This is a genomic window from Bacillus sp. CGMCC 1.16541 (assembly GCF_003184905.1).
Classification (GTDB): domain Bacteria; phylum Bacillota; class Bacilli; order Bacillales; family Bacillaceae_H; genus Priestia.
In genome coordinates this window covers 1-16,790 of the sequence record NZ_KZ821207.1, presented here as the reverse complement: position 1 = coordinate 16,790, position 16,790 = coordinate 1, and the positions used below count along the sequence as shown (strand labels likewise).

Below are 16,790 nucleotides of genomic sequence, written 5' to 3'. Positions count from 1 at the left end.
CCCAAATTACCTACTTCATTATCATACTAAATAGGACTTTATACGTATATATTTATTTCAACAAATTAACCAAAAATTCATCTTTTTTTAACAAAACGTATTGAAAAAAGCGCTCAAATGAATATGATTATCTTACGTACAGAAAGACATTTTAGATAAAGGATGGGGAAAGCGATGAAATACAAACGCGAAGAGCCTTTTCGTTTTACTTTTTCACCACCAATAAAAGGGACTTTTTTACCATTAATAAATACCAAACCTTCACAAACGTCAAAAAAAGGATTGCTTTATATAGAAGACATTAGCCCAAGTGGATTAAAAGTATCCTCACCTTTAAACCTCCCAACAAATGAAATGAACGTGCAAGCTGTCATTCAATTTCAAATGAATGATAAAGAATTAGAAATGGTTGGAACGTTCGTATGGAAAAAAGAAATGGCTAGTGGTTATGCTTACGGCGTGGACTGCGTAAAAGATCCCGAGCAGCAAAAAGAAATTATTAACGAGATTAAACAATACATCCAGCGAACACGCTCGAACTAATCACACGCTAGCTAAGTAAAGGCGGTTAGGTACATGCAATTGAAATGCATCTCAACTGGTAGACACCACACCTGCCAGTTGGGATGCTTTTTTATAAAGAACTTGTTGTTTGACACAACCAACTATTTCCGGTTACTTTTTGTGACAAAAAGGGAATAATGGGTAGAGATTCTTTTTTGAAAGGAGAAGTGAGATGAACCGAAAAAGAAAAGCGGAACTCATCGGTGCGCTCGTGCTCACTTTCTTACTCTCAACGATTGGCATTGCCTATTATGGCTATACGAAAGTCGAAGCAGCGGTGAACGAAACGTATAAGCCCCTTCGTTATCAGTCCGATAAGCGAAGCGAAAAGGTGAACATCAAAGAGGCCCAGCCACTCTCTGTTTTACTCATTGAAACAAATGACAACCAAGTCAATACACTCTCGTTCTTTACGCTTAACACAGATACACCGTCTACGCATGTGGTACATGTTGATAAACAAGCCCTCCCTCTCACAAATGAACATGATACGGAACAAATTGTAGCAAGCGTTGAAGAGGTAATGGATGTACCGGTGGACTATTATTTAAAAGCAGACACTCATGTATTTGAAAAGCTTGTTCAATCGGTCCATAAAGTTGAGGTGCAAAACCCTGAAGCATTTGCAACGGACGGATATGTATTTCGAGAAGGGACGATTACGTTAACACCAAAAGAAGCACATGCATTTACAACCTTTTCGTCAACAAATGAAACAGCCGAAATGGATAAAAAGAAGCGTCAACAACAAGTGTTAAAGAGCGTACTCCGACAAGTCGGAACGATTCATCACATCCCTCAATATGATGATGTATTAACGATTGTCAAAGATCACATTGAAACGAATGTGACGTTCGATGAAGTTCGCACCATTCAAAAGCGCTACCGTGAAGCACGAAAAGACGTCACTCAACACGTGGTGAATACGAAAAGTGACGCAAGAAACGTTGCACCTACTTTAAAAAAGCATTTAGAACTTTAATACTTAAAAGACCCTTTCCTATACTCACCGTAAGAGTATTCGAGAGGGTCTTTTATTCATGTAAAAAAAGGTAAAAAACGAATTTATTTCTTCTATTAGAAAAACCTTTCTATATTAGGTGAAAATAGAATGAGTTGAGCCTATCAAGGTGGTGCAGAAGGTGACAGAATTTGGTTCTTTTATCCATTGCACCGCGATTGAAAACTTGTTACGATGAAACAGATTTGTCGAAAGATGTTAGACAACAAGGATGTGATCTTCTTGAAAAAACAAATTTCGGAAATTTTTTGGCTTCGTAGTGTAGCGTGTTTATCGGTTGTACTCATTCATGCATTATCGCTTGTTATTGTGAACTATTACGCACAAGGCGACACCGCGCAGAAAGTGCTTCAATCGCTACAGCTTACACTGATGTATGGAACGCCTATGTTTGTGTTTATTTCTGAATTTCTTTTATCATATAGTTATCGACAAACCATACCAAAAGGATTTTTCAAAAAACGATTTCAATTTATTTTTCTCCCCTACCTCATCGTTGGGGTTTTATATGCCGTTTATTTTCAGCATCAAAATGGGTTAGAAAGTGTCCTCAGCCAAATAAAAATGAATGTCATTGATGCTCGTTATCATGGTTACTTCGTCATCATTATTTTTCAATTTTATGTCCTTCATGCTCTTTACCAAAAGATTGAGCGTTGGATTCCTATGAAAGTGGCGATTATTGGTGCATTGATGATCAACGTTGCTTATTTAGGTGTAGTGAACTTTATGGACCCAGCACCATTTAACATTTCTCCTGTCACATGGAACATTCAATCACGCTTACCATTCGTCGGCTGGATTTTCTATTTTATCGTTGGGTTTTATGCAGGCCGTCATTACAATGAATTTAAAGCATTTGTCATTAAGTATGCAAAGCTGAACATGCTTTTATTACTAGGCTCAGCTTCTGTTATTGTGTGGCTTTACTGGAGTGAAACGTTAGTCGGCATTCACTCAAAACGTGTCGATGTGATGTTTTTAACGACGTTTATGATTTTATTTCTGTTTTATGTGGCAACGAAAATGCAACGTGTACCGAAACTGTTTATCACGATTAGTCAGTATTCATTCGGTATTTACTTGCTGCATCCGCTTGTTCAATCACAAGTGATGCCTTACATTAAACAAATACCTTCGTTGAATAATCCATTTACTGCGACACTTCTCTTACTCGTTGGAGGTGTGGGTCTTTCAATGCTGTTGACGTATGCGATTAATCTTATTCCAATTGGAAAGTACATGATTGGAAAAGTAAACGTTCGTTCAAAACGTCAATCCTCACGCAAGCAACAACAAGCCGCATAACAAGGCAAAAAGAGGCTGTCACTTTGAGTTGACAGCCTCTTTTTTATAACAAACACACGAGGTAAGGTGATCATTCACCATGCCGCTTGCTTGCATAAACGCATAGCAAATCGTACTTCCCACAAACGTAAACCCTCGCTTTTTTAAATCTTTACTCATCGCTTCACTAATCGGTGTGGAGGACGGAACCTGTTCAATCTTCTCCCACGCATTGATAATTGGTTTTCCACCGACAAAGCTCCAAATGTAAGACGAAAATGAACCAAACTCTTCTTGAATCGTTAAAAAAGCGCGGGCATTGCGAATCACTGCATTCACTTTTCGCCGATTACGAATAATACCTGGGTCTTGTAAAAGTGCTTCTACTTTTGCTTCATCATAGTGAACAATTTGGGTCGCATCAAACTGATCAAACACTTCACGGTACCGCTCACGCTTTCGCAACACGGTAATCCATGATAATCCTGCTTGCGCGCCTTCTAAATTCAACAGTTCAAACAGTTTTTGATCATCATACACCGGTACCCCCCACTCATGGTCATGATAATCGATGTATAACTCTTCATCTGTTACCCAATCACATCGTGTCATCGTCTCCACTCCTTTTTCTTTTTATTGTACCAAAAGGAGTCGTGATGATGGATGAATGGTCTAACTTAATAAAATGCCTTCTTCTTCTTCAACCGTTTCTTTCACCAGTCGATATACACGTTTTAAAAGCTGTGGATACGTGTCGTCTGTCGGCGTTGGAAGAGCTTCACGTATGAAAGATTGGACGAGCTTCACACGTTCTGCATGAGATGAAGCTGCACAAGCTTTGCGCCATTGTTTCGGATGATGAAGCTGTTCGTCTGCATAAGTTTGAATCTTTTCACAAAAGCGTTCCGTCAATCGTTCGAGTGCGGCTTCTTTCCGGTCTTGTGTCACATCAGGTCGTGACCATCCTGATGGTTGCGCGAAAAAGAGCGTATAGACGTGCTTTTGCATCGAGCGACAAAATGCTTTTCCGACCTCACATTGTGCGTGAGGTTGACTCATCGTTTGACAGAGGTGAGCGAGCGTGTGTTGATCAAGACTCGTTTCATCCCAACATTTATAAAAGTCGGTCACACCTCGGTCGACTGCGAGTGGAATCATCATGTTGATATACAAAGGTGTAACGTCTTCTTCAAGCGCAACTCGCGGTTGTTGGATGGCTTCAAGCAACATCCCGCAAAGTGCGATTGTATGCGGATCATCTACATACGAATGTAAACTTTTAAACACAAACACCCCATTTTGACTCACGCTTCGTTCGGCCGTGTCTTTCGCATGTGAACCGAGGTTTTGTTCAATAAACGTGAACACTTCTTTCAAGCGGGCTGTAACATAACTTGCTCGTTGTGACTTTGTGCCACCATATAATTTGTCTTCGTGAGTGAAACAAAACAGCAGCTTATGTGCTTGTCCGTGGATGACGAGCGTTTCAATTAATTCACACGGTAAAGTCGTTGTCATGTCATGAACGACGACGACTTTATCACTTTGTTTTAGTTCTTGAAGCGTCACTTCTTTAGAAGAGTGCTCACTGATTACAAGATCTTCCACTTGGTCGATGAAGGCCCCTTTTAAACGAATACTTTCAACGAACGGGGAAAGCAAGCCTTCGTATTTATCTTTTACATGAGTTGTAAATCGTTCCAAGTACGAAAAACACTCGATTTTTTTCTCTGTTTGAAATGTCCAAGCAAGCGGCCAATCATCGTCTGTGAATGTCCATGTGCCTGTTTGCACAAGCACCATCATCTCTTCGATTTGCGTCATCACTTCTTCAAGCAATTGCTGACACGTTGGTTGTTCACGCCACGCATCAAAAAAGCAGCTTTTCCACTCTTGTTCTGTAAGCGACTCTTTAAGACGTAATGCTTCGGTTTGAATGGTTTCCACTAGCTCCAACAACTTATTCGGAATGCTTGTCCGCCCTGGTAACGATTGATTCGTATAAGGTAACGTGACCGCTAACGTCCCACAAACGTAAGACAAACTCGTGTGTAACTCATGAAACAACGCATACAAAAGTTCTTGGTCCGTTCCACCTGCAGCGTATTCATAAGCTGCGTGTGCCAATTGTGTGTTGAGCTTTGCTTTGACATGTTTTCGCTGCTCAAACACCACCACGACTTCATACGTTGGTTGTGTGGTGCATACATACTCCACAGACGGACGAAACGGATTAACGGTCGCTGTACTTGGGAATTTTTCTTCTTGTTTTAAGTGAAGCAAGCGGCGGATGAGCGATGTTTTCCCTGCCCCTTTTTCACCAACAATTAACACGTGCTGACGCTGATTGATAGGTGGTAAGGATACGTATTCATCACGCACAACAGCAGGTGAACTTGTAAAAATATCTTCGTAAAATGCCTCGACAACGCGTGAGTCATAGCGCGCATTGATACGTGGTCTTGCTTGTATCACCCCAGCTTCTTCATCACGCAACAGCTCGGTCATCTCAAGAGCAAGGCGTTCGATTTCTTGTTCATCATTTGTATTCATCCAGCGTTTGACATGCCCTTTTACAGGATGTGAAAACGCCAAACACCAACCTTCTCGGTGAACAGACTTGACTTTTTTTACTTGAACCATGCTTGTCTCCCCTTTATCTTTCATCATAGTTCAATGTATGCAAAAGCTTGTCTGCATTATGACAATCACTTTTGTAAAATTTTGTCACTATTTGGTTAAAAGTTTAAATTGATTAAATAGTAGGTTTTCACTATCATAAAGGTATAAATAGGATTATCGTACCATTTTAGTGAAGGAAACGATGAAGCGATTACTTTATTTGGGCACTTTAGAGTCGTGGAGTTTGTAGTGCAACCGGCCTTCTAGTACTAAGGGAGGGTTACTAATTTGTTAGGAAACACTAAACAATACCACAGCTTAGTAGACAAGGTAACGGAGCATGCAGATCAATACTATAACGGAGAATTTACACTTATAAGAAAGCGCTTTAACGGTGAATTATGCTGGCTATTTTGTTTTCAACGAGTAGATGAGATAGACAGTGGTGTGGAAGAATTAATGGCTTATGGTTCAACACCAGAAGAAGCAATGGAAATGGGTTTACTTGGTGACATTAGTTACATAGGTATCGAATCAATGATTTGGAGTGATGTCTACCCTATTGAAGATCTCACTCCTATAGTTGAAACAGAATCCACCCTTTCTATATCAACCGAGACAATGGCTTATGCTTGTCAACAAAACGAGTCGCTACGTAACTTTGTCATGAGTGGACATATTGTCAAAAGGCAAAGCAATTGGTTTATTAGTCAAGAAGCGCTCAGTCATCTAAAAAACGTACAACCCGTCACCATTTAAAAAACCATCGGACCTCTCAGGTCGATGGTTTTTCGTTGTGCAAGACGTTTTTTAAAACATCATAAAGCTCAACAAACTTCCAAGCTTCTTCTTTTGTAATTCCTTTTTGAATGGCTAGCCTCATAATCGCTAACCATTCATCGTCACTTTTCATTGCATAAAACTCTTCGATTAAACAAACAACAGGTACATGGAGACAGTCTGCTAACTTAATGAGATGACCGACAGACGGATTACAACTCTGATTTCGCTCTAAATCACTAAGATAACTTTTGGCAATTCCTGTAGAAGTGGCAACGTCATGTAAAGTAAGATTCTGCTTCATTCGATAATATCGTAACTTATCTCCTAACACTGTCTTTCACCGCCTTGCATCCCTCTTCTATCTTTCTTAAGACTCTTGCGTCACTTCTTCTGTGCTCTCTGGTGCTGGCTCAGTTGGTGCTACTGGTGCTGGGTCTTCCTCTACTTTCTCTGCTGGTTGCTCTTTCTTAGGCTCTACAGCAGGTGGGATAGGATTTTCTAGCTCTGTTGAAGGTTGTGACTCAGTAGCGTCATTTGCTTTGTCTTTATTTTTGCCTTTTCCATTTTCGTTGTCGTTTTCCTCGTCTTTGCCTTTGCCGTTTCCATTCCCCACTTCTTTCGTGCCTTCTGTATCTGTATGACCACATTTCTTTCCATTTCCATTATCATTTGGTTTTCCTTGACCATTATTAGACGGTTCAGGACAATCTTTGTTCTTTTCTTTGTCTTCCTCTTCTTTTGGTGGTGTTCGGTCTGGTACACTTTGATTAACATCATACTCAAAATAATAATTGTAGCCAACGATTTGATAACTCAACACTCCGGGGCCACATGCATTCTCTCCCGTAATATTATTTTCGTACAATTTAGTCTCACCGGGCTCGAGGGACGTAATATCTTGCCCTCCATTAATGGAAAGATCTACTCTGTAGTCAAAAATATTTGTAACGGTTACTTTATGAGTAACTCCACATTTACCGAAACTTTCTGTTGATTCTTGAATCTGAACTAGTTCATCCATCGTCGCATTTTTTTCTTCGCCATTCATCGTCGCAGATGATGTGAAATAAGAAAACGTATCTGTTGACCAGGCATTCAATCCGTAGAGAAGTAAAAAGAATATACTCATTAGTAATGATAGGTGAGTCGCTCGTTTGATCCTTCTAAATCGTTTATGCTTTAACTGTTCATATTTAATTTTTCTACCAGTCTGCATGTTTGATCACCTCAATCTCGCTGATTATTTAGCAGCTTCTTTTTTCGCGAAGTAAGCAACAGTAGTCCACCACTCACACATAAAAGCATCCCAATCACAAGTAAGCTAAACACATTTGTTGCCGTTTGCGGTAATGTGTAGCCTCCATCACTTGCTTTTCCACTACTAGTCGGTGAACGATCTGTTGATGGACTTGGCGATTGATTTTGTGACGGTGGTTGTTCATTACTTGGTGGGTTTCCATCGTCTGGCGGGTTTCCATCGTCTGGTGGGTTTCCATCATCTGGCGGGTTTCCATCATCTGGTGGATTTCCGTCATCTGGCGGATTTACATCGTCTGGTGGATCTATGTTCGTAGCTCCTGTGCGAACTTCCATGTTTCCAACAAAGCTCGCTCCTTGTAGNCTGGTGGATTTCCGTCATCTGGCGGGTTTCCGTCATCTGGCGGGTTTCCGTCATCTGGCGGGTTTCCGTCATCTGGTGGATTTCCGTCATCTGGCGGGTTTCCGTCATCTGGCGGGTTTCCGTCATCTGGTGGATTTCCATCGTCTGGTGGATTTCCGTCATCTGGCGGGTTTCCATCGTCTGGCGGGTTTCCATCGTCTGGTGGGTTTCCATCATCTGGCGGGTTTCCATCATCTGGTGGATTTCCGTCATCTGGCGGATTTACATCGTCTGGTGGATCTATGTTCGTAGCTCCTGTGCGAACTTCCATGTTTCCAACAAAGCTCGCTCCTTGTAGACGATTATCTGCTGACTCTTTTAGTTTTAGTTGAAGTGTTAACGCAAACGTTTCATTTGGTTTTAAATAAAGAAACGCATCTTCATCAAACGCTTCTTTAAAGTCCCATACATCGTGCCACGCTCCAAATGATACGTTATGAAGCGGAAGTTCATTGTTGTTTGAGGTGAGGCGGTATTGAATCGCATACTCATTCAGTAATTCGGTTAATTCTGCTTGACCTAATCCCTCTTTTTTCAATTGAAAGCGGAATGACAAATCAGTTTTTGTTGGAGACGATGTATCATTTTTGAAAATAATGGTCTTTTCTTTCGTATATCGTGAAGGTGCAAGTTTGATTGTTGTATCAAATAAGCCACTAACCGACTTATCTTTTCCGCTTAACATAATGACTTGATTCGAATTAGATGCATGCACTCGTTCATTCAAACTCGTAAACAAACCAATGAGCAACATGCCCACTAATACAACATTTCCAACTACAATGGCTTTCGGTTTTCTCCTCATGAAAACACCATTCCTTTAAGGATTCTCTAAAGATTGCGTATCTAGTGAAAAAGCGCATTTTTCATAAATGCGCTTTTTCGTTGGGGGATTGATTATATATTTAATTAATTTGAATTTCCATTTGCATTTTTAGGTGCTTCAATTTGTCGCGCAGTTACATCAAATTTCATGTTCACTTTTGCACCTTGATAGTCGTTACCTGCTGTTTTCTTTAAATGTGTGCCGAATAGGAAATGAACATTATGAGCATTTGTAATAATTCCATCAAATAACTCTTCTTTGCTGATTTTTTCTCTCACTAAATCAGCCATCGTTTCTTCAGAGATGACACCGACAACCATCTTATCTGAAGAGATATCACGGGTGAAAGCGTTAATATTTCCAATGTTTCCTCTGTTGATTTCAACAATATTTACATCTAATCCTGTAAAACGATGTTGTAAGTCAGAGATGAAATTTGTCAGTGCTGCAGGCCCTGGATTACTGTGTGCTAAATATGTTTTTAACGCTTCTTCATATGCTTTGTCAAAGAAAGGAGCTGGTGAAGTATTAAATACTACCACACCGCCACTGCGATATTGAGAGAAGTTAATCCCTTCTTTTCCACCACTTAAGACAGACTCTACGTCTACTTTTAATCTGACTTCTTTATCGTCAGATTCATTTTCAACAGTCACCCAATTTTCAGCAACTTTTGTACGACTTGGTGCTAGCTTTTCTGCTGCAAAATTAAACGTTCCTCCGCCTTTAAGTTTAATGTTTGTATTTTCCACTTCACCTGACACAGTCGCATTACTTGTAAACCAAGAATACGTCCCAAACCCTGCACCTACTACTAAAGTCCCAGCTAACGCTGTACCGACTAACGCTTTTTTAACGTTGTTCATATGTTTCCTCCTCCATTTCACAATAAGTGAACGTTTTATTAAAAGAGAAACAACTCATGAAGAGCTGTTTCTCTATCAAGTTGAGAATACTCTACTACTCTCGTTTATTATTATTGCTCAGTGAATTTTGCACCCGTATCTACTTGTTTCGCTTCTAAATCTAAACCAGCGTTAAACGTGGCTCCTTGATAGTCGTTACCAGCAGTTTCAGCTAACTTGACTTTTAACGTAAGTGTTAACGTTTCCTTAGCTTTAAACTTCTGATCTCCAGCTGTACCACCCTCGCTTGGTAACCACTTGTCTACTACTTCCGCAATCTTCGCTCCACTCACATATCCGTTATTATCTGCATATCCTGCAGGTAATGGAATGACTGTATTACCATGCTTTAGTGAAGCCTTCACTAAATAACCATTACGAAGGGCATCGTTTACTGTGCCAGTTTTATCAGTCACATCAAATTGTAATTTCCCACGTAAATAAACATCCTCTTCACCATCGTTTGTAATGGTAATTGTACGCTCGACTGTTTCACGTGACGGAGCTAGTTTACTTTGTCCTTCAAAAATGTTTTCTAACGTCTTTTCTCCATCTACTTCTGCTTTAATGCTTAACGTCGAGTTTACTACTTCACCAGAAACTTCCGCATTACTTGTAAACCAAGAATATGTACCAAAACCGGCACCTACTACTAATGTTCCAGCTAGAGCTGTTCCTACCATTGCTTTTTTCACTTTGTTCATTGCCATGTTCCATTCTCCCCTTTGGATATAAGATTTTAAATTAACAACTACAACAAATGAAACGCGATAGGTGAATCAAGTTTTCATCTGTTCCCACTCCTTTCGTGTTACGCGGTGATTAGGCGTCCACTTGTTTTGTTGATTTTTTAACCCCGATCAATCCTAATTTTTCAAAGATTGTGATAATTAAGAAGATGAGTATAGGTACTAGGATGAGTAAGAAAAATCCGATTGGGCCTGCGACGAATTTGGCTGCATAACCAGCTTTTGGAATACTGATTGTTTGAACACCTAGTATGCTTGCGGGTTCGACGAGTAGTTCGTCTTCTACGTTGTTGTTGTCACCTTTTGCTTTGAATCGTGTTTGACCGTTTTCGTTTACTTCTTCTATTAATCTATGTGTGATGAGTTTTCCATCTGGGTGTTTGTATGTAACGACGTCGCCTACTTTTGGTTGTTGTTCCGTTTGGATGAAGATGACGTCTCCTGCGTTAAACGCTGGCTGCATACTATTTGATAAAATCGTTAAGGGCTTATAGCCTAGAACACTTGGGACTTTTTCAATATCACCTTGTGCTTTAAAGACGATAAAAATAACAGAGATTGCTAGAATGGCTAACAGTGCTAGTAGTGTCGTTGTGATGTACTTCATAATCTTCAACTTGATCACCCTCAATTGTTTTTTGTGATTGTGTTCGGTGTACCGATTTGTTACTTTTATACTACACACAATTCACGTACAATTCAAGTATTTTTCACGTTGTTTTTCTCGTCAAATTTCTGCAAAATTCCAATTTTAAATTTGTTCGTTGATTGTATGATGAGAAATGACTGAAAACCACTCTTGTTCTTGGTAGCGTTGCATCGGCTTTTTTACTTGCTGATAATAGGCGCGAATGATTTGATATTTTGTCTGCATGTATTGACATCTTCCAGTGAATAAATCGTCGATAAACAGTTCACCTATGTTTGAACCGATACACCGAACCGTAAACTTTTTGCGTGATATCCAAACTGTGTACGATTCTCCTTGTAAAAAATCCAATTTTTACTCATCACCTTTCAAAAGTAATGCTATAATAAGAGAAATGAAGAGATAGAAAGTAGGTAAAAGAGAGAAGTTCTTTTGTACTAGTTCGGATTGTACACATAATTCACGTACAAAACAATTTTTACTTTTCGTCTTTTTTCGTGCATTTTTGTCGAACTTTCTATAAAAAACACTAGAAATCATTGAATGCATCTGGAGGTCATAGTAATGAAAAAAATTCCTACTCAACGAATTGATATCCGCTTTCCAACTGCATTACTTGAAAAAGTCGAAGAATATCAATATGAACATGCCATTTCAACACGAACCGCTGCGATGTTAGATTTAATCCGAAAAGGGTTAGAAGCGAACAAAAAAGAATAGTTGAACATAAAAACATCCCTTGCTTCTAATTACTTCATAGGCAAGGGATGTTTTCTCATGATTCACTGTTGTGTGGTTCATAAAAGTGGACATATAATAAAAAAAGAAAGCAGGTGAGCAAATGGTTAAATGGATCGGGATTGCCGTTATCACAATTGGACTTTCACTCATTGGCTATTGGTACATGGAATGGTCAAGTGCAACCGCTTCAGTCGACAAGATGGAAAAAGCAGAGGTTGAGAAACTTCAATCTTATACGTTCACATCCATTAAACCGGCTAAACAATCCTCTCCTCCTCCACAAACGCATAAAAACGGAGATCAAATTGCAACACTATTCATCCCACTGCTTCAACAAAAATACACGGTCTATTGGGGAACAGATGAACAAACGCTCACACAAGGTGTCGGCATGTACGACAGCGACGTGACTACAACACCGGCACAATATGGACATACTCTTTTAAGTGGTCATCGAGATACGGTGTTTACACAATTAAAAAACGTGAATGTACATGACACGCTAATCGTTCACTATGATGGAACGTACTACGAATACACCATTCAGAAACAATGGATTACACATAAAGATGATACAACGGTCATTCAAAAAATGACGGAACCGACGTTAACATTATCCACTTGCTATCCGTTTCGCTATATTGGCGATGCACCTGAACGTTACATTTTACAAGCGACGTTAACTGGAGTTGTGTCTGAAGAGAACTAACGAAAAAACGGACCTTAAAGTGACCTTTGCTTTTCTTTCTCCATACTCTTGTACATTCTACAAAATCGTGTATGATTAGGGTTGGTTATATTTTACTAGAAAGGGAGAATTAATCATGAAAAAGGTTTTATCGTTTCTTTTAGCTTTTGTTCTGTTTATGAGCATTGTCAGTGGTCCTTCTTCAGCTTCTGCTGCTCGTTCATTTTCAGATGTTTCTTCTTCGTATTGGGCGTATAAAGAAATTACGTACTTAACGGAAAAGGGCATTATTAATGGGTATCAGAATGGAAAGTTTGGGGTAAGTGATTCGATTACTCGCTCTCAAGGTGCCATCATGTTAACGCGAGCGTTAAAGCTCAATACAACAAGTGTGAAAAACCCAGGTTTTAAAGACGTGCCTACGTCTCACCCCGCTTATAAAGAAATTGCTGCTGCAACGAATGCAGGACTCTTCTCAAAAGCAACGACGTTTAATCCACAAGGTAAACTAACACGTGCTCAAATGGCGAAAATTTTAGTTCAAGCCTTTCAATTATCAACATCACAATCTACGACATTTACAGATGTAAACCAAAGTCACTGGGCACATGCCCCTGTCGCAAAACTTGTCGGTCATAATATTACAACTGGATACAATGATGGTAGCTACAAACCGAATGCATCGGTGAGTCGAACACAATTCTCTGTGTTTTTAGCACGTGCCCTTGACAATACGTTTAAACCAACCGTACTCGTTTATCCTGTACAAGTAGCACCAGGCTTATTTTATCCACAAGTAAAAGGCTTACCGACGAATGTAACAGCGTCAATTAATCGTACGTTAAAAGACCACGCGTTACAGTCAAGAGAATTGTACTTAGAAAACCAAGCTCTCGCAAAAGAATGGGCTGATGATCCATTTTCAAAATATTTTACGTATAATTTAAATTATGAAGTAAAACGTGCCGATACGAACTACATTAGTATTGTATTAAGCGATTATGAATATTCCGGTGGTGCGCACGGCCTCTACTGGTTAACAGCGTATAACTTTGACGCAAAAACGGGACAAGTGGTGTCCTTTGAAGATGTGACAAAGAATCCACGTTACGTTTCCATTATTAATAATGAAGTCAAGCGTCAAGCAGCGGAAAAGATTCGAAAAGGTGAGTTATGGTCGTTTGATGGATTTAAATCGATTGATCCTGACGTTGATCAATTTTACATGACAAATAACGGCATCACTGTGTTTTTCGGATTATATGAATATACATCTTATGCAGAAGGGATTCCTGAATTCCCTATTCCGTTTTCAGCCTTCCGTTAAATGAGTTGAACGTGAGACAAAAGCATCTCTTCCCCACGATATCTATTCAATCGAATGGATGGATAACGGGGCAAGAGGTGTTTTTTTACGTTTGTTCATTCATGTGCTCGCCTCTTTTTTTAAAATCATCACACTCTCACACCTCTCATCATTTTTATAATACATAGAAGGTTTTTTCCAATTGAAACGCGAAAAAGAAAGAGAGGTGATAGAGAATGCTAGCAAAAGTGATGAATAGTACGATCCCGACAACGAAAAAAGACGCCTTTTCTTACACGCAGCAACATTGGTCTGCGCTGACACATGTACCAGGGTTTATTGGTCAATTGGGTGGATGGAATGTAGAAGATGAAACAGACAGCTGTATTGTTGGATTGTGGGAAGATGCGTTTTTTTATCGTGACTTTATGAAAAACGTACACGACTCCATCTTTTATCAAAGCGGTCAACAAAAAACATATACGAAACTCGACGTCTCCATCGCAAACGATGCTCACTTTGTAGAAGGTGTGTATCGTTATTTCAGAAGCAGTGCGATCGAAACGAACTATATGATGAAAACGACACTGACCTTGACAGAGTATGAGCAAGAACTAGCGCACATATTAGCAAAAAGTGTTCAACATCCGGGTTATCGCTGTTTAACGAATATTATTACGCCGTTATCCGATACTGATTTAACCATTGTCTCCTTATATGGAACGGCTTGCCCGACTAAAACCATTGACACACTCGTTCATCCAGATGTCAAAGCTGCCGAGCAATCGATTTATAAAATGGAGAAAAATTGGCTCGTGCTTGCACAGCAAATCTAAAAAGGGGATCTGACATCACACTTGTCAGACCCCTTTAAATACGTGTTCATAAAATACATTTCTTTCCACATGTCACATTTCGTGCGTCTTTTTCCGACAACAAAAGCCGACGCAAAGCGCCGACTTTCTTAGAGTGAATCAATATAGTGTTGAATCTTTTGTAGATACGCTTCGCTTAACGTTCCGGCTCCACCGCGTAAAATTTCGGTTGCATAATGATCAGGTGGTGCAAGGTCCGGTTGCTTATCGAGTACGAAAAAGGTTAAGACATTGTGAAGCACTTTCCCATTATGCTCGACTGAAATCAGCGCAGGACGGTAGCTATTCGTTTCAACGCCTTCACGTACATACAAATACTCCACGGCCTCTTGTGGCACACGATAGAGCTTCCCTTCGACTTCTCCTCCTTCTTCCACGATATCCGCACGCCCGCCGTCTGGTCGCGGATGGTTAAACCGAAGCGTGTAACGCGGAAGTTTGGCCATGCCAAGTAAGTCGGTAAAATGCTGCGCAACCCCTTGAAGCGTAAAACGTTCGGTATCCATGCATGAACCGTACGCAAAATAAAGAGTTTCACCCGTCGTATCGACATTCCAGATGCGCCAATCACCACGCGGAATTTGTGTTTCAAGAAGCGGTGATTGCTCGCCTACCACGTACACCATCGCTTCAATGGTACTCACATCCGTTTGAATATCTTGAGCGATACGTTCGTATTCATTGTTCGGACTTCCTTCTCCTTCATACCCTTCAAGCTGATCTAATGCTTTTAACTCAAAATCGTTCACTTCGTACAGTTCCCCATACACAACACCTTCGCCAACTGTCATCGCCGGGTAACCACGACCGGAATCATATAACACCCCTTTTGTGTAAGCTTGCTCCGCAACAAGATGCGCGTCCTTCAACAAATCATGATTGCTCTCGCCTTTTCGAAGCGTTCCATAAACAAATACATAATGTGTCATGAACATCCTCTCCTTTTCTATTACACTATCATGTTTAGTGGAGAATAGGAAAGGAAGTCGTTAAAAAGAAAGAGACTCTTCTCTATTAAACAACTGGTAGGGCGTGGTGAACTGATGCCTTCGCTTACAAAAAATCATGAATTGAAATACTCAATAAGTTGAAAATCAACATACTCTGTTTGAATGAACCATAAAACAAGACGAGAAAGCGGACTGACTTGTTTCGTTTAATAGACGTACAACGGTTCTGACATCTTCCTCTAGTTCAACGGGAAACGTGTTTAGGAATTTGTCGTTTGGATTTTCCATACGTTCACCACCGCTCGTTTACTCACCCTTCTTTTCATGTTCTTTTCGCCAACGAATCGCAAAGTACAGCGCGGAAATTTGAAACACAAGCGCAAGGATCCAGCCGATTGTTGGTGCGTATTCAATATACTCTTTTAACCCCATCCCCCCTGCGATCGCGGCTGTTGACAGCATCACAAACGCAACCGTGAATTTCTGATTTTCCCCCATGGATGTTCCTCCCCTTTATTCGCTCGTTAGCTTAAGAATGATGTCTTTATATTCTCGGTAACGAGTGAGTAATTCCTCTCGCGTAAATAACGTAAAATCTTCAAAGTCAAAGCCTGGTGAAACCATGCATCCCACTAGCGAAAACCCTTCACTTTCCTTTGCTGAACCGAAAATTGCTCCTTTTGGAACGAGCACTTGTGGCTTTTGACCCTTTGTCACATCTAAGCCAAGCGATTCTTTACGAAGCGTGCCGTCTTGTAAAATCATATAGATTGTTAGCGGTGAGCCGTCATGAAAGTACCACATTTCATCTGATTTCAATTCATGAAAATGAGACACTTGATGTTCTTCTAATAAAAAGTAAATACTCGTCCAAAGCGGTCGATGTCCTGAAAACTGTTCACGAATCGATCCGTCTGTTAGTTCTTCTTCCGAGCGATACGACGAAGCATAATAACCCCCTTCTGGATGTGGTGTCATGTTTAACTGTTTAATATATTCATTACTTGTATTTGGCAAGCAAAAAATGTTGTAAACGGCAATCAAAAATGTTGCTTGCCAACAATCCTTCAATTCTTTAATTTTGCAATAAAGATTCCTTCATTCGGTTACTATATATAAATGATTTTCTTTTTCGACATTTGACCTAGTGAATCCCTAAGCGTT

20 protein-coding genes and 1 riboswitch are annotated in these 16,790 nt (G+C 40.1%); of the genes, 8 read left to right on the top strand and 12 right to left on the bottom strand.

The window, feature by feature from the left end:
• Window positions 1-174: 174 nt before the first annotated feature.
• The 3 genes from DIS06_RS02015 (at window position 175) to DIS06_RS02005 (ending at window position 2,893) form a co-directional block, all read left to right on the top strand.
• Complete coding sequence (locus tag DIS06_RS02015; protein ID WP_162595834.1) at window positions 175-543, top strand: PilZ domain-containing protein; 369 nt, start codon at window positions 175-177, stop codon at window positions 541-543.
• Between the two features lie 193 nt (window positions 544-736).
• On the top strand, window positions 737-1,546 hold the full coding sequence (locus tag DIS06_RS02010) for an LCP family glycopolymer transferase (RefSeq protein WP_110111591.1): 810 nt from the start codon (window positions 737-739) through the stop codon (window positions 1,544-1,546).
• Window positions 1,547-1,807: 261 nt separating this feature from the next.
• On the top strand, window positions 1,808-2,893 hold the full coding sequence (locus DIS06_RS02005) for an acyltransferase family protein (protein ID WP_162595833.1): 1,086 nt from the start codon (window positions 1,808-1,810) through the stop codon (window positions 2,891-2,893).
• A gap of 18 nt (window positions 2,894-2,911) precedes the next feature.
• On the opposite strand, the gene DIS06_RS02000 is transcribed toward DIS06_RS02005, so the two are convergent.
• Complete coding sequence (locus tag DIS06_RS02000) at window positions 2,912-3,484, bottom strand: DNA-3-methyladenine glycosylase I (protein ID WP_110111589.1); 573 nt, start codon at window positions 3,482-3,484, stop codon at window positions 2,912-2,914.
• A gap of 60 nt (window positions 3,485-3,544) precedes the next feature.
• Window positions 3,545-5,515: an AAA family ATPase gene (locus DIS06_RS01995; RefSeq protein WP_162595832.1), complete on the bottom strand. Its 1,971-nt coding sequence runs from the start codon at window positions 5,513-5,515 to the stop codon at window positions 3,545-3,547.
• 165 nt (window positions 5,516-5,680) lie between these two features.
• Window positions 5,681-5,764: riboswitch (cyclic di-GMP riboswitch) on the top strand.
• Window positions 5,765-5,782: 18 nt separating this feature from the next.
• Here DIS06_RS01995 and DIS06_RS01990 point away from each other — a divergent pair.
• Complete coding sequence (locus tag DIS06_RS01990) at window positions 5,783-6,253, top strand: hypothetical protein (protein ID WP_110111587.1); 471 nt, start codon at window positions 5,783-5,785, stop codon at window positions 6,251-6,253.
• Window positions 6,254-6,269: 16 nt separating this feature from the next.
• Here the strand turns inward: DIS06_RS01990 and DIS06_RS01985 are convergent, their stop codons facing one another.
• From DIS06_RS01985 to DIS06_RS01950, 7 genes are all read right to left on the bottom strand, one after another.
• Complete coding sequence (locus tag DIS06_RS01985) at window positions 6,270-6,608, bottom strand: helix-turn-helix domain-containing protein (protein ID WP_110111586.1); 339 nt, start codon at window positions 6,606-6,608, stop codon at window positions 6,270-6,272.
• A 36-nt stretch (window positions 6,609-6,644) separates the two neighbouring features.
• Entirely contained in the window at window positions 6,645-7,493 is an 849-nt protein-coding gene (locus DIS06_RS20005; protein WP_162595831.1) for a hypothetical protein, read from the bottom strand.
• Window positions 7,494-7,504: 11 nt separating this feature from the next.
• Entirely contained in the window at window positions 7,505-7,870 is a 366-nt protein-coding gene (locus DIS06_RS20860) for an LPXTG cell wall anchor domain-containing protein (protein WP_110111584.1), read from the bottom strand.
• Between the two features lie 976 nt (window positions 7,871-8,846).
• On the bottom strand, window positions 8,847-9,629 hold the full coding sequence (locus DIS06_RS01965; RefSeq protein ID WP_110111583.1) for a hypothetical protein: 783 nt from the start codon (window positions 9,627-9,629) through the stop codon (window positions 8,847-8,849).
• A 110-nt stretch (window positions 9,630-9,739) separates the two neighbouring features.
• Window positions 9,740-10,378 carry a hypothetical protein gene (locus tag DIS06_RS01960; RefSeq protein WP_110111582.1) on the bottom strand — a complete coding sequence of 213 codons (639 nt, stop codon included), beginning with the start codon at window positions 10,376-10,378 and terminating at the stop codon, window positions 9,740-9,742.
• A 112-nt stretch (window positions 10,379-10,490) separates the two neighbouring features.
• Window positions 10,491-11,024 (bottom strand): signal peptidase I, encoded by a 534-nt coding sequence (locus tag DIS06_RS01955; protein WP_239421804.1) that lies wholly within the window; start codon window positions 11,022-11,024, stop codon window positions 10,491-10,493.
• A gap of 144 nt (window positions 11,025-11,168) precedes the next feature.
• Window positions 11,169-11,417, bottom strand: coding sequence for a hypothetical protein (locus tag DIS06_RS01950; RefSeq protein WP_110111580.1), 249 nt, complete (start codon window positions 11,415-11,417; stop codon window positions 11,169-11,171).
• A gap of 213 nt (window positions 11,418-11,630) precedes the next feature.
• Between DIS06_RS01950 and DIS06_RS20290 the strand changes: the two genes are divergently transcribed.
• The 4 genes from DIS06_RS20290 (at window position 11,631) to DIS06_RS01935 (ending at window position 14,637) form a co-directional block, all read left to right on the top strand.
• The gene (locus DIS06_RS20290) at window positions 11,631-11,786 is read left to right on the top strand and encodes a ribbon-helix-helix domain-containing protein (protein WP_204166736.1); all 156 of its coding nucleotides are present in this window, start codon (window positions 11,631-11,633) and stop codon (window positions 11,784-11,786) included.
• A gap of 121 nt (window positions 11,787-11,907) precedes the next feature.
• Window positions 11,908-12,516 carry a class D sortase gene (locus DIS06_RS01945; RefSeq protein WP_110111579.1) on the top strand — a complete coding sequence of 203 codons (609 nt, stop codon included), beginning with the start codon at window positions 11,908-11,910 and terminating at the stop codon, window positions 12,514-12,516.
• 115 nt (window positions 12,517-12,631) lie between these two features.
• Window positions 12,632-13,822 (top strand): S-layer homology domain-containing protein, encoded by a 1,191-nt coding sequence (locus DIS06_RS01940; protein WP_110111578.1) that lies wholly within the window; start codon window positions 12,632-12,634, stop codon window positions 13,820-13,822.
• Between the two features lie 215 nt (window positions 13,823-14,037).
• Window positions 14,038-14,637: a YdbC family protein gene (locus DIS06_RS01935; protein WP_110111577.1), complete on the top strand. Its 600-nt coding sequence runs from the start codon at window positions 14,038-14,040 to the stop codon at window positions 14,635-14,637.
• Between the two features lie 128 nt (window positions 14,638-14,765).
• On the opposite strand, the gene DIS06_RS01930 is transcribed toward DIS06_RS01935, so the two are convergent.
• From DIS06_RS01930 to DIS06_RS01920, 3 genes are all read right to left on the bottom strand, one after another.
• On the bottom strand, window positions 14,766-15,605 hold the full coding sequence (locus DIS06_RS01930; RefSeq protein WP_110111576.1) for a gamma-glutamylcyclotransferase family protein: 840 nt from the start codon (window positions 15,603-15,605) through the stop codon (window positions 14,766-14,768).
• Window positions 15,606-15,932: 327 nt separating this feature from the next.
• Window positions 15,933-16,124: a hypothetical protein gene (locus DIS06_RS01925; RefSeq protein ID WP_110111575.1), complete on the bottom strand. Its 192-nt coding sequence runs from the start codon at window positions 16,122-16,124 to the stop codon at window positions 15,933-15,935.
• A gap of 15 nt (window positions 16,125-16,139) precedes the next feature.
• Window positions 16,140-16,643, bottom strand: a complete 504-nt coding sequence (locus DIS06_RS01920; protein WP_162595848.1) for a cupin domain-containing protein — start codon at window positions 16,641-16,643, stop codon at window positions 16,140-16,142.
• Window positions 16,644-16,790: the final 147 nt, after the last annotated feature.

Excerpts from the sequence above, each read along its gene's own strand:
- DIS06_RS01935 (WP_110111577.1), top strand. The coding sequence starts at position 14,038 with ATGCTAGCAAAAGTGATGAATAGTACGATCCCGACAACGAAAAAAGAC.
- DIS06_RS01930 (WP_110111576.1), bottom strand. The coding sequence starts at position 15,605 with ATGACACATTATGTATTTGTTTATGGAACGCTTCGAAAAGGCGAGAGC.
- DIS06_RS20005 (WP_162595831.1), bottom strand. The coding sequence starts at position 7,493 with ATGCAGACTGGTAGAAAAATTAAATATGAACAGTTAAAGCATAAACGA.
- DIS06_RS02015 (WP_162595834.1), top strand. The coding sequence starts at position 175 with ATGAAATACAAACGCGAAGAGCCTTTTCGTTTTACTTTTTCACCACCA.
- DIS06_RS01945 (WP_110111579.1), top strand. The coding sequence starts at position 11,908 with ATGGTTAAATGGATCGGGATTGCCGTTATCACAATTGGACTTTCACTC.
- DIS06_RS01965 (WP_110111583.1), bottom strand. The coding sequence starts at position 9,629 with ATGAACAACGTTAAAAAAGCGTTAGTCGGTACAGCGTTAGCTGGGACT.
- DIS06_RS02000 (WP_110111589.1), bottom strand. The coding sequence starts at position 3,484 with ATGACACGATGTGATTGGGTAACAGATGAAGAGTTATACATCGATTAT.
- DIS06_RS01955 (WP_239421804.1), bottom strand. The coding sequence starts at position 11,024 with ATGAAGTACATCACAACGACACTACTAGCACTGTTAGCCATTCTAGCA.
- DIS06_RS01960 (WP_110111582.1), bottom strand. The coding sequence starts at position 10,378 with ATGGCAATGAACAAAGTGAAAAAAGCAATGGTAGGAACAGCTCTAGCT.
- DIS06_RS01940 (WP_110111578.1), top strand. The coding sequence starts at position 12,632 with ATGAAAAAGGTTTTATCGTTTCTTTTAGCTTTTGTTCTGTTTATGAGC.
- DIS06_RS20860 (WP_110111584.1), bottom strand. The coding sequence starts at position 7,870 with ATGGAAGTTCGCACAGGAGCTACGAACATAGATCCACCAGACGATGTA.
- DIS06_RS01925 (WP_110111575.1), bottom strand. The coding sequence starts at position 16,124 with ATGGGGGAAAATCAGAAATTCACGGTTGCGTTTGTGATGCTGTCAACA.
- DIS06_RS02010 (WP_110111591.1), top strand. The coding sequence starts at position 737 with ATGAACCGAAAAAGAAAAGCGGAACTCATCGGTGCGCTCGTGCTCACT.
- DIS06_RS01995 (WP_162595832.1), bottom strand. The coding sequence starts at position 5,515 with ATGGTTCAAGTAAAAAAAGTCAAGTCTGTTCACCGAGAAGGTTGGTGT.
- DIS06_RS20290 (WP_204166736.1), top strand. The coding sequence starts at position 11,631 with ATGAAAAAAATTCCTACTCAACGAATTGATATCCGCTTTCCAACTGCA.